Genomic DNA, 12,487 nt, shown 5'->3' with positions numbered 1-12,487 from the left:
CAAATGGTAATTTTGTATGGTTAATTATATGCAAAGCGCCCAGTAGTCAAGTATAAAAATTTCTAAGAAACGGGAGCATTTGACATGGCAGAATTTGATAGTAGCTTAGTAGTACCTTATGGCAAGCCTATGAGGCAGGCACGCTATCCCAGTGACAGTGCGCCTCCGGGGCTCATTCAGAAACCGAAACGGAGACGTGACTTGAAAACGAATTCATTGGCCATCATGACTGCAGCACTGCTATGCGCCGCCTCCCTCCCCGGGACCGTGTCAGCAGCTACGACCTCACCCTTCTCCATCTCACCGATGGTGGGCGGTGTTTCCTTCGCCGGAAAGGAACACCTGGAAACCTCTCCGGTCTTCGGGTTGCGTGCCGGCTACAACTTCACGAAAAACCTGGAGCTCGAAGCGCTCTACGACTACGCGAAGCTCAGAAACAGCCGCAACGGCAGCGAGCACGACTTCAACCGCTACGGCGCTGACCTTTTGTGGAACTTCCGCCCTAATGAGAAGTTCGTCCCGAACCTCGCCGCAGGTTACGCGGGCGTACAGCTTCCTCCCGGCACCAAGGGGGCCTTCGATCTTGGCGGGGGCTTCAAGTACTTCGTGACCGAGGACGTCGCCTGGCGCGGCGACGTGCGCGGCATCTTCTACAACAACAAGCTCGACGACTACGTGGTCGAGTACACCACGGGGCTGTACATCCCCTTCGGCGGAGCTCCTGCCGTTGCCAAGCTTCCCGAGCCGCCGGCTCCGCCGCAGTCGGCGCCCCGCACCATGCCGCAGGCGCAACCGACGCTGAACCTGACCGTTCCGCCTCCGCCTCCTCCGGTCGTGGTCGCGGCTCCCGAGGTGGCGCTCGCCGCCTCCCCCACTTCGATCAAGAAGGGGGAGCGCTCCATCTTGAGCTGGAAGAGCAAGCGCGCCGACAACTGCGAGATGCGCCCGGACCTGGGTGATGTCGCCGTGAACGGCTCGATGACGGTGACCCCGGCGGTCGACACCGTCTACTCCCTGACCTGCACGGGCAAGGGGGGGACCGGCGCCGCCAACGCCGCGGTCATGGTGGCCCAGCCGACCAAGGCCGAAAAGAGGTTCTGCAACCAGCCCGCGGTGCTCATGATCAACTTCGACACCGACAAGTGGAACGTGAAGCCGCAGTACCACGCCGAGCTCAAATCGGTGGGCGACTTCCTGAACGAGTTCCCCGAGGCGTACGGTGAGATCTCCGGTCACACCGACGGCACCGCCAGCGTCGACCACAACCAGCGGCTCTCCGAGCGGCGCGCCCAGGCGGTGCGCGACTACATCGTGAAGAACTTCCACATCGATCCCAAGCGGTTGACCGCCAAGGGTTACGGCAAGAGCCGCCCCATAGCGAACAACAAGACCGCCGTGGGACGCGCGAAGAACAGGCGCATCGAGGCGAACCTCGTGTGCAAGAAAAGGGAAGCCCTACCGGTGACGGCTCCGGCACCTGCCGCCGTGCAAAAGGAGAGCTCGCTCGGAAAAAAGCCCTTAGCCCTGGAGACAGCGAAGGGTAACGCACCGCTTGACGGCGGCGTTACCCCGGCCTATCGCCAGGGTGAACCGGAAAAACTGTTCGTACCGCAGGCCGGCGCGGCCGACCTGCCCGCAGCACAGCGCAAGGGGGAGACGGAAGCGGTTTTGCTCCCCTCCGCGCCGACAACCGCAGTAGCGGAGGGGGCCGTCCCCCCTCCGCTCCCCTCGGCGCAGCGCAAGAAGGAAATCGACTCCTCCTACGTGGACCGTCCCGTAGAGGCCGCCCCGCAGGGTGCCGCGGCACCCGCGGCGCTCCCCGCGGCGCAGCTTGCACCGCAGCCTGCCCCGCTTGCCGAGGGAGAACCTGCCCCCGGGGAGGTTGCCGCGGCGAAACTGCCGCCTGAACTCCCCTCTGCACAAAGGGCAAAGGAAGTGACCGCCCCCGCCGCAGATACTCCCGCCGCACCGCAGCCGACGCTCCCCGCTGTAGCCGCACCGGAGGTACCGCTGCTCGTTCCCGTTCCGGAAGCCGAGCCGGTCTCGTCCGCGCTCAGAAAGCAGGAGCCGGTGCCGCCCCTCCCCGACGAGGAACCCTTCGTCCTCAAGGGCGCCCCATCAACGCCGACACCCGAGGGAAAGATCGCCCTGACCGGGGTCACCATCGACAAGAACGGATTGAGCCTCTTCACCAACGGCAAGGTCAGCGACTTCCGCGTGATCACCATGGTGGAGCCCTACAGCCTGGTCATCGACCTCATCGGTGCGGTGAACGGCATGGGGGCTCAAGGCGCTGCGGTCGACAAGTTCGACCTCACCAACGTCCGCTTCCGCGAATTCCCCGATTATCTCCAGATCACCCTCGACGCCGGCCGGGAGGAAATCATCCCGTACCGCACCTTCAAGATCGACACGGGGTTGAGGATCAACATCAAGCCGAGAAGTACCCATCACATAGGACCCTGACCGGCGCGGGGCGCGATGCCGCTCCGGGCAGTGGATCACGATAGATGAGCTCGCAAAAGCTCATTCGTGAGAGGAGTCGGATATGGATCACAGCGTTGCATTACGATGGAAAACGGCCGTCGTGGTGACGGCAGTGGTGTCACTTCTTAACGCCTCGGCGCTTTTCGCCGCCGAGCCGCAGGGCGTTGCCGCGCCCGTTCAGGAGCCGACCTCGGAGCAGGCGAACGACCTAGGGCTCGAGCTCAGGCTGCAGACGGTGAAGAAGGATCTGCTTGTCTTTCTCAACTTCGCCGAGCATTTCATCGCGAGCGGCGAGACCAAGACCGCGGCGCAGCTCCAGGCACCGCTTGACGACTACTTGAGAAGGCACGTCGACTATCTGGTGACGCAGGCGGTGGACGGCTCCAACATCGAGATGACGCAGCTCTCGGCCGAGATCGCCCTCGTCAAGACGCGCCTTCTCATCGTGCTCAACTACCGGGACGATGCGGGGAGCGTACTCGCCGAGATGAAGAGGCTGTACGCCCCCTACCAGAAGATGTCGGTACAGATCCAGGGCAAGACCACCACGCTGGACGAAGCCATCCGCCAGTTGGACAGCGACCTGGCGCGCATCGCCAAGAAATAACGCCAAGGAGCCGACGACATGGACATTCTGGGCCTCATCACCATCAACCCCATGAGCTTCAACATCTGGTCGCTCAGGATCTCGCTCACCTTGACCACCAGCATCTTCATCATCGCCATGGTCCTCGCGGTGCGTGCGTTCATCCACGCGAAGTCGCTGGACCACAAGCACCTGGACAGCGTGAAGGACAAGCATGCCTCGCCGCAGGACACCCTCTCCGAGAGTGTCGCGAAGATGCTCTGGGCGACAAGCCAGAGTGAAGGGGCCGCGGGGCAGCCGGCGCCGAAGGAGTTCCTCTACGATGCCACCCGCGAGGTGGCGCAGAACAATTTCAACGGCCTTTTCGTGAACCGCATCTACATGTGCGCGAACCTGCTCCCCCCCATCGGGCTTTGGGGCACCGTGGCGGGGATGATCGTCATCTTCCTCTATACCGGCGACCCGGGGAGCGCCATCAACAACGGGGCCATCGGCGCGAAGCTCTGGTCCACCTATTTCGCCCTCATGTACTACGTGCTGCTGCAGGGGATCTGCGTCTGCCTCGACGTCGTCGCGAAACGCTCGATCAACCGCGGCCTGCAGGTGAAGATCTAGGGGGACGCCATGCGCACCGTCGGAACATCCAGGAACCAATGGCTCATCTCCTTCACCGACGTCGCCTTTCTGCTCCTTCTGGTCTTCACCCAGATGTCGAGGATGGACACCTCCAGCAGCCAGGTCGCCGAGATGAACCTCCCCGCCCCGGTGGTGGAGCGAAGCCCCGAGCTCGTGGCGATGCAGTCGAACCCCGATTACCATCAGCTTCTCGTGGACCGGCACGGCGCGAGGCCCTATTGCCTCGTGCACGTCGTGCGCGGCAAGGAGGCGGCGAGGACCGCGCTGCTTTCCTACGACGAACTCTGCTCCGCGCTGAAAAACCTCCAGGAGACGAACCGGGAACATCCGCGCCCGGTGGTGGTGCCGCTTCCCGAATCGTACAGCAGTGATCTGTTGTCCGCGGCGGCGGTGGTGAGCAAGTACTGGAGTGCGGACGGCCTTGCGGTGGTGCGGACCTCGCGCACCGGTGATAAAAGATGAGCGCGCGCGTCCAGAGCACCTGCGGCTATGGCGGCACGCGGCTGAAACGGATCCTCGTTTGCGCGGACCATGAGCTGCGCCCCCCGGTCCCGTCTTGGCTGCGTCTCTTCGTCGCCCTCGTGCTCGCAACGGTCGCGCTTTGCGTGAGCCGGTTCCAGATGCCGGGCGTACCGGTGTCGAAACGCACCATCATGGACGTGAGCAAACTGGATCTGAAGGCCCCCCCGGCGCAACCGAAAAAGCAGGTGCCGCCTGAGCATCCGGTCGCGGAAAAGGTCCAGCGGCAGCGCACCGTGTACGCCCTGGATGCCAAGCCGCCGCAGTACAACGCGCCGGTGGAAGAGGGGAGGCGCCCGGAGGCGACCTCACCCGGCAAAGCCGCAAAGCGGCACGAGGCGAATTACCCTGCCGAGGCGCCTTACCCGGTCGTCGCCCGGTCCTACGGGTACCAGAGCGGGTCCGAAGTCTCGGTTTCCCCGGTGGTCACCCGCGAGCGTCAGGCCCCCGAGGGATTCGAGCCGGCCGCCGCAGGCAGCATCGGCACCCCGGCGACGAGGCTGAGGAAGGAGGCGACCGCGGAGGTGGGGGCGCGCCCTTCGACGAAGAGTACCTATATCTACCGCGTGCGCGGAGGACCCACGGCCGCACTCCCCTCGGCCAGCGAACCGGCCCTCTCGCCGCAGCGCCCGACCAGGCCGGTCGAGGTTGCTGCGAGCGCCCCGGCGCCGCGTGTCGCCGCGGTACGAAGTGTATCCGAGGCGACCATCGAGGAGCCGAAGGCAAAAACGTCCCCGGCTGCCCGGGAGCGCAGCAAGAGCCCGGCGGGAAGTGCCGCTGCCGGCTCCGACGTCTCGTTGTCGCGCGGGGTGTCCCTTATGAGCCTCAAGATCTGCGACAGCGCGTTACAACAGGAGGAAGCGATCAAGGCGGTGCTGAGCGTCGTCGGCTCGCGCCACAGTTGCACCAATGACAAGGGTGAGTTCCAGTTCAAGGGAACCAAACGGGTATCGTCCTTCAACCTCATCATCTTCCCCTCCAGGGGACGAGAGCCATCCCAGCGATGCGAGGAGTTGGAATATGCGTACGACTGCCTTAGGAAAAACTAGCCCGAAACGGATACTGTCATTCATCATCTTCTGCGCCATCTGCCTTTTGCTGGCGATCGCACCCTCCTGGGGCGCCACCAAGAAAAAAGGGCACGCCGCACCGGCCAAGAAGGAACACAAGACGACCCCGGCCAAGGTCGCCGCCCCGGTTGCCGCCCCGCAGATCAGGGAGTGGGGGCCGTATCTCGATGTCGCCTACGAGCTGACCTACTGGGACAAGAACGAGATCAAGGATTGGCGTGAAAAACGCGACCAGGAGATCGGCGAGACCCTCGCCTCCTACATCGCCACCTGGAGCGGAAAACTGGCGCCCGGGCAAAAGGGAGCCGAGCGTCACGGGGAGCAGCCGCAGCTCTTTCGCGACCGCGACTACCTGAGGCTCGCCATCGCCCAGACCATCGATTACCTGCAAAGCGACAACCCGGAGAGCCTCGCCGCCGCGGCGAAGACCATCGAGAGCCTGAAAGGGAAGGCCTCCATGCCCGAGATCGCCTACTGGAGCGGCATGGTGAAGGCGCTGCAGGCCCTGGAGCGTGACGACGCCGATGATTTCGTGGCGCAGGTCTACGGCATCTGGAACGGGTCGATCCTCTACATCGAGAAGAACGAGATCGCCACCGGGGCGACGAGCGGCGCGGTGCCGACCAACACCCCCTTCTACTATCGAAACCTCATCAACCTCGTGGTGAACCGGGCCATCATCGCCCGCAAGCTGGACGGTCTGAACGCGCTGGGGCCCCTGTTCGTCATGATGAACGACAGGAACCTCGGAGAGAAGGACAGCGAAGGGAAGTACACGAAGACGCTGGTGCAGCGCATCGTGGACGGGCTTGGCGCTCCGGATTCGGACCGCTACCGGCTCAACTTCACCGTCGCGGCGATCGAGTCGAAGCGCCTGCAGCAGGTGGCAAGTTCCAAACTCGACGCCGAGGGGATGACCGAGTCGGTGCAGAAGACCTACGAGCGGGCGAAGACCTTCAACGACCTCTGCTTCAAGTGGGCTGCGGGACCCAGGTCGAGCGGCGTGGTCATGGCGGCGGTGGACTACCTCGACATGACCAGTTTCGCCATTCCGCGCCTTGCCGACAACGAGAACGCGGCCGCCTACAAGTTCTTCTCGACCCTCCCCGACCAGGAGGGGCGCACCGCGTTATTGAAGTCGATGGCGATCTTCAACGACATCGCCCCGTACTCCGCGGGAGGGTGGGAGCGTGCCGGCTACCAGAGCCGGGAGCTGTACCTCAAGTCGACGCACCGTCTCTGGCGGGCCATCATGGAGCTCTCCCTTTGGACCGGCGACTATTACCTCGTGAAGCTCAACACGACGCAGGACGCGCAGAGCATCCAGAGCTACGCCACCTCGATGCAGATGGCGCTCAACTCCTACCTGAACTTCCTCACCGCGCAGCAGGGTAGGGGGTTCAACGACGTCATCCCGGATTCGGCGTACTTCGGGGCCTTCGAGGCCTCCGACAAGGTCTCCTATGCCTACCGCAGGGTGAGCGAATTCAGCACGGACAACGGCGCCTACAACCTGTGGTTCACGCACCGCCTGCTTTCGGCCGAGCTCTTCCCGCTCTCCTTGCGCGAGGTGCGCCAGACCTCGGCGGCGCTCAAGAAGGACGGGCGTTACAACCTGTACCTCGACTACTTCCTGCCGCTGGCGAGCCGGATCAAGCAGTCCCCGGCGATCAAGAAATGGGTGAGCGCGCAGCGTCCCGAGACGGCGACGTCGAGCCTTGCCTACATAAACGCGGTAGACAAGCTCTTCGCCGGCACGGCCCCGGCCGACGTACCGACCGACACGCAGCTCGTCGCGTCGTTCCAGAGCATGCGCGAAGAGATGCAGAGAAACCCCGATCATCCGACCCACAACCTGTTGAAGCTCTTCTACCTGGAGGAGATCCAGAAGAACTCGAACTTCACGAAACTCGTGAAGGAGCCCAACCGACTGGATCGGCCGTTCTGATTTCAGGCTGTGCTACGAAGCGCTGTTTGTGAACCAGAGATCTCCTTTTGGGCGCAGGTTCTTCGAAGAATGTCGGGGGAAGTGCAGTAACAGTATCTACGCAGCGCCGTATGCGAACACACGTTCCCCCCTTTGCGAAGGGGGGGCAGGGGGGATTTGCTTCTGCCCCTCAATCATAAAAAAAGCCCTCTGTCTCAAGGAGGGCTTTTCTTGTCAGTCCAAAGGCAGCGGTTCTGGCAGACGAATTATCCGTTGTCACGGCAGCAGATATACAGGACGACTGAAGGTGAATGAGCTCCGTGTAATCTTAATCACTATGTCAATCTAGTACCAAGGTACAATAGACATAGTCCTGCCTGAGAGATATGTTTACGCTAACCGAATTTAGACAAGCCCCCTTCAGCCAATAAATCTAACAGTGGAGAATGGTCATGGCACAGAACACTCACGCAGCAACGGCAGGCGCCGGGAACCAGGTGGTTGGTAAGGTTGTGATTCTGTACGGGACGGTGAAAGCGATATCCCCGGATGGAGCGGTAAGACTCCTCATGCCGAACAGCCCGATCTATGCGAATGATCGTATCGTCACCGAGAGTGACGGCAGCGCCTCGATCGTTTTTGACGGAGCGCAGGAGAATCATCTGGATCTGGGGCGTATGACCAATGTGACCATCGACCATGATGTATATGCGACGGTGACCCCCGAAGAGGTATCCGATGCGGTGTCAGAAGTAGAGCAGATTCAGCAGGCCCTTCTGACCGGCGATCAGCCCATCGAGCTCGAAGCTCCGGCAGCCGGTGGTCCCGCCAGCGCCGGCGGTACCCATCCGATCTTCGTCGTAGCGCCGACCGGCGCGGAAGTCACCCCCACAAGTGGTGTGACGACCACCGGCGTTACTTTCGGCGCCACGGGAACCATCGAGGCGGCGGCCGCAGACGTACAGTCCCCCGCTCTTACAGGGCCTGGCCTTGGTTCTGATCACGGATCCGTTTCCGAAGATGCATCGAACCCCAATCTTTCCACTACTGGGACGCTAACCGTTTCTGATGTGTATGGTAACCAGTACAGCGTTAATACGACTGTCGCACCTGTCGCTAGCGAGGGTGCCTTGGGCCACATCACGATCGACAGTGCGGGGCACTGGACTTACAGCGTTTCCAATTCCGCCGTTCAATATCTCGGCAATGGAGAGACAAAAGTCGAGACCTTCACGGTGCAGAGCGTTGACGGCACCACCCACGAAATCGTCATCACGATCAACGGCACCAACGACATCCCGACCTTCACCGGTGCCGACCATGGCTCCGTGACCGAAGACACCCCGAGCGCTCAAACTGTCAATCTGACTACCACCGGGACGTTGGTTGTAACTGATGCGGACCAGCACCAGTCTGCAATCAATACGGCAGTCGCACCTGTTGCAAGCGAGGGTGCTCTTGGCCACATCACGATCGACAGCGCCGGCCACTGGGCTTACAGCGTTGCCAACGCCGACGTCCAGTACCTTGGCAGCGGCGAGAGCAGGGTTGAAACCTTCACGGTGCAGAGCGTTGACGGCACCACCCATGACATCGTCATAACGATCAACGGCACCAACGACGTTCCGACCTTCAGCGGTGCCGACTCCGGGTACGTCACCGAAGACACCCCGAGTGCTGAGACCGTTACGTTGTCCACTAATGGCACACTGGTAGTTGCCGATGCTGATCAGCACCAGTCGGCGATCAATACGGCCGTCGCACCTGTCGCCAGCGAAGGCGCCCTGGGCCACATCACCATCGACAGCGCCGGTCACTGGACTTACAGCGTTGCCAACGCCGATGTGCAGTACCTTGGCAATGGCGAAACCAAAGTCGAAACCTTCACTGTCCAGAGTGTCGACGGCACCAGCCACGACATCGTCATCACGATCAACGGGACGAATGACATCCCGACCTTCAGCGGTGCCGATTCCGGCTTCGTGACTGAGGACACTCCGAGCGCCGAAACTGTCAATCTGACTACCGCTGGAACGTTGGTAGTTGCCGACGCGGATCAGCACCAGTCTGCAATCAATACTGCCGTTGCCCCGGTTGCGAGCGAAGGCGCTCTGGGTCACATCACCATCGACAGCGCCGGTCACTGGACTTACAGCGTTGCCAACGCCGACGTGCAGTACCTTGGCAATGGCGAAACCAAAGTCGAAACCTTCACCGTGCAGAGCGTCGACGGCACCAGCCACGACATTGTCATCACGATCAACGGTACGAATGACATCCCGACCTTCAGTGGCGCCGATTCCGGCTTCGTGACTGAGGACACTCCGAGCGCCGAAACTGTCAATCTGACTACCGCTGGAACGTTGGTAGTTGCCGACGCGGATCAGCATCAGTCTGCAATCAATACTGCCGTTGCCCCGGTTGCGAGCGAAGGCGCCTTGGGCCACATCACCATCGACAGCGCCGGTCACTGGACTTACAGCGTTGCCAACGCCGATGTGCAGTACCTTGGCAATGGCGAAACCAAAGTCGAAACCTTCACTGTCCAGAGTGTCGACGGCACCAGCCACGACATCGTCATCACGATCAACGGGACGAATGACATCCCGACCTTCAGCGGTGCCGATTCCGGCTTCGTGACCGAGGACACTCCGAGCGCCGAAACTGTCAACCTGACTACCGCTGGAACGTTGGTAGTTGCCGATGCGGATCAGCATCAGTCGGCCATCAACACGGCCGTCGCACCTGTCGCCAGCGAAGGCGCCCTGGGCCACATCACCATCGACAGCGCCGGTCACTGGACTTACAGCGTTGCCAACGCCGATGTGCAGTACCTCGGCAATGGTGAAACCAAAGTCGAAACCTTCACCGTGCAGAGCGTCGACGGCACCAGCCACGACATTGTCATCACGATCAACGGGACGAATGACATCCCGACCTTCAGTGGCGCCGATTCCGGCTTCGTGACTGAGGACACTCCGAGCGCCGAAACTGTCAATCTGACTACCGCTGGAACGTTGGTAGTTGCCGACGCGGATCAGCACCAGTCGGCCATCAACACTGCCGTCGCACCTGTCGCCAGTGAAGGTGCACTCGGTCACATCACTATCGACAGCGCCGGTCACTGGACTTACAGCGTTGCCAACGCCGACGTGCAGTATCTCGGCAATGGTGAAACCAAAGTTGAAACCTTCACGGTGCAGAGCGTCGACGGCACCAGCCACGACATCGTCATCACGATCAACGGTACGAATGACATCCCGACCTTCAGTGGCGCCGATTCCGGCTTCGTGACTGAGGACACTCCGAGCGCCGAAACTGTCAATCTGACTACCGCTGGAACGTTGGTAGTTGCCGACGCGGATCAGCATCAGTCTGCAATCAATACTGCAGTTGCCCCGGTTGCGAGCGAAGGCGCCTTGGGCCACATCACCATCGACAGCGCCGGTCACTGGACTTACAGCGTTGCCAACGCCGACGTGCAGTATCTCGGCAATGGTGAAACCAAAGTTGAAACCTTCACGGTGCAGAGCGTTGACGGCACCAGCCATGACATCGTCATCACGATCAACGGTACGAATGACATCCCGACCTTCAGTGGCGCCGATTCCGGCTTCGTGACCGAGGACACTCCGAGTGCCGAAACTGTCAACCTGACTACCGCTGGAACGTTGGTAGTTGCCGACGCGGATCAGCATCAGTCTGCAATCAATACTGCAGTTGCCCCGGTTGCGAGCGAAGGCGCCCTGGGTCACATCACCATCGACAGCGCAGGGCACTGGACTTACAGCGTTGCCAACGCCGACGTGCAGTATCTCGGCAATGGTGAAACCAAAGTTGAAACCTTCACGGTGCCGAGCGTCGACGGCACCAGCCACGACATCGTCATCACGATCAACGGCACCAACGACATTCCGACCTTCAGCGGTGCCGACTCCGGGTACGTCACCGAAGACACCCCGAGTGCTGAGACCGTGACGTTGTCCACTAATGGCACACTGGTAGTTGCCGACGCGGATCAGCATCAGTCTGCAATCAATACTGCCGTTGCCCCGGTTGCGAGCGAAGGCGCCTTGGGCCACATCACCATCGACAGCGCCGGTCACTGGACTTACAGCGTTGCCAACGCCGACGTGCAGTATCTCGGCAATGGTGAAACCAAAGTTGAAACTTTCACCGTGCAGAGTGTCGACGGCACCAGCCACGACATCGTCATCACGATCAACGGGACGAATGACATCCCGACCTTCACCGGGGCAGACTCGGGCTTCGTGACCGAGGACACTCCGAGCGCCGAAACTGTCAATCTGACTACCGCCGGGACGTTGGTAGTTGCCGATGCGGATCAGCACCAGTCGGCGATCAACACTGCCGTCGCACCTGTCGCCAGCGAAGGCGCCCTCGGTCACATCACTATCGACAGCGCGGGCCACTGGACTTACAGCGTTGCCAATGCCGATGTGCAGTACCTCGGCAATGGTGAAACCAAAGTCGAAACCTTCACTGTCCAGAGTGTCGACGGCACCAGCCACGACATCGTCATCACGATCAACGGGACGAATGACATCCCGACCTTCAGTGGCGCCGATTCCGGCTTCGTGACCGAGGACACTCCGAGCGCCGAAACTGTCAATCTGACTACCGCCGGGACGCTGGTAGTTGCCGATGCGGATCAGCACCAGTCGGCGATCAACACTGCCGTCGCACCTGTCGCCAGCGAAGGCGCCCTCGGTCACATCACTATCGACAGCACGGGCCACTGGACTTACAGCGTTGCCAATGCCGATGTGCAGTACTTGGGAAATGGCGAAACCAAAGTCGAAACCTTCACTGTCCAGAGTGTCGACGGCACCAGCCACGACATCGTCATCACGATCAACGGCACCAATGACGTCCCGACCTTCAGTGGCGCCGACTCCGGGTACGTCACCGAAGACACCCCGAGTGCTGAGACCGTTACGTTGTCCACTAATGGCACACTGGTAGTTGCCGATGCGGATCAGCACCAGTCGGCGATCAACACGGCGGTCGCGCCTGTCGCCAGCGAAGGCGCTCTGGGCCACATCACCATCGACAGCGCCGGTCACTGGACTTACAGCGTTGCCAACGCCGACGTGCAGTATCTCGGCAATGGCGAAACCAAAGTCGAAACCTTCACTGTCCAGAGCGTCGACGGCACCAGCCACGACATCGTCATCACGATCAACGGGACCAACGACATTCCGACCTTCAGTGGCGCCGACTCCGGGTACGTCACCGAAG

At 61.4% G+C, this 12,487-nt stretch carries 7 protein-coding genes; all 7 read left to right on the top strand.

What is annotated here, in order from left to right; genetic code table 11:
- Positions 1-201 precede the first annotated feature (201 nt).
- Entirely contained in the window at positions 202-2,466 is a 2,265-nt protein-coding gene (locus D6Z24_RS20460) for an OmpA family protein (RefSeq protein ID WP_162605161.1), read from the top strand.
- Positions 2,467-2,548: 82 nt separating this feature from the next.
- Positions 2,549-3,094 carry a hypothetical protein gene (locus tag D6Z24_RS20455; protein WP_129127807.1) on the top strand — a complete coding sequence of 182 codons (546 nt, stop codon included), beginning with the start codon at positions 2,549-2,551 and terminating at the stop codon, positions 3,092-3,094.
- An 18-nt stretch (positions 3,095-3,112) separates the two neighbouring features.
- Positions 3,113-3,688, top strand: coding sequence for a hypothetical protein (locus D6Z24_RS20450; RefSeq protein ID WP_129127806.1), 576 nt, complete (start codon positions 3,113-3,115; stop codon positions 3,686-3,688).
- A 9-nt stretch (positions 3,689-3,697) separates the two neighbouring features.
- The gene (locus tag D6Z24_RS20445) at positions 3,698-4,171 is read left to right on the top strand and encodes a hypothetical protein (RefSeq protein WP_129127805.1); all 474 of its coding nucleotides are present in this window, start codon (positions 3,698-3,700) and stop codon (positions 4,169-4,171) included.
- The gene (locus D6Z24_RS20440; RefSeq protein WP_129127804.1) at positions 4,168-5,277 is read left to right on the top strand and encodes a hypothetical protein; all 1,110 of its coding nucleotides are present in this window, start codon (positions 4,168-4,170) and stop codon (positions 5,275-5,277) included. The genes D6Z24_RS20445 and D6Z24_RS20440 overlap by 4 nt, the downstream gene beginning before the upstream one ends.
- Positions 5,249-7,246, top strand: coding sequence for a hypothetical protein (locus D6Z24_RS20435; RefSeq protein WP_129127803.1), 1,998 nt, complete (start codon positions 5,249-5,251; stop codon positions 7,244-7,246). The genes D6Z24_RS20440 and D6Z24_RS20435 overlap by 29 nt, the downstream gene beginning before the upstream one ends.
- A 431-nt stretch (positions 7,247-7,677) precedes the next feature.
- Positions 7,678-12,487: retention module-containing protein (locus D6Z24_RS20430; RefSeq protein ID WP_162605205.1), on the top strand; the 4,810-nt coding region annotated here is incomplete at its 3' end.

Origin of the sequence: Geomonas oryzae (genome assembly GCF_004117875.1) — a bacterium.
In the GTDB taxonomy this organism is placed as follows: Bacteria; Desulfobacterota; Desulfuromonadia; order Geobacterales; family Geobacteraceae; genus Geomonas; species Geomonas oryzae.
Note: the sequence above shows the minus strand (reverse complement) of the source record. Positions and strands in the feature narration are given on the sequence as shown.

Bases quoted from the DNA above. Each gene is read 5' to 3' on its own strand.
- D6Z24_RS20445 (WP_129127805.1), top strand. From the start codon at position 3,698: ATGCGCACCGTCGGAACATCCAGGAACCAATGGCTCATCTCCTTCACC.
- D6Z24_RS20455 (WP_129127807.1), top strand. From the start codon at position 2,549: ATGGATCACAGCGTTGCATTACGATGGAAAACGGCCGTCGTGGTGACG.
- D6Z24_RS20440 (WP_129127804.1), top strand. From the start codon at position 4,168: ATGAGCGCGCGCGTCCAGAGCACCTGCGGCTATGGCGGCACGCGGCTG.
- D6Z24_RS20435 (WP_129127803.1), top strand. From the start codon at position 5,249: ATGCGTACGACTGCCTTAGGAAAAACTAGCCCGAAACGGATACTGTCA.
- D6Z24_RS20450 (WP_129127806.1), top strand. From the start codon at position 3,113: ATGGACATTCTGGGCCTCATCACCATCAACCCCATGAGCTTCAACATC.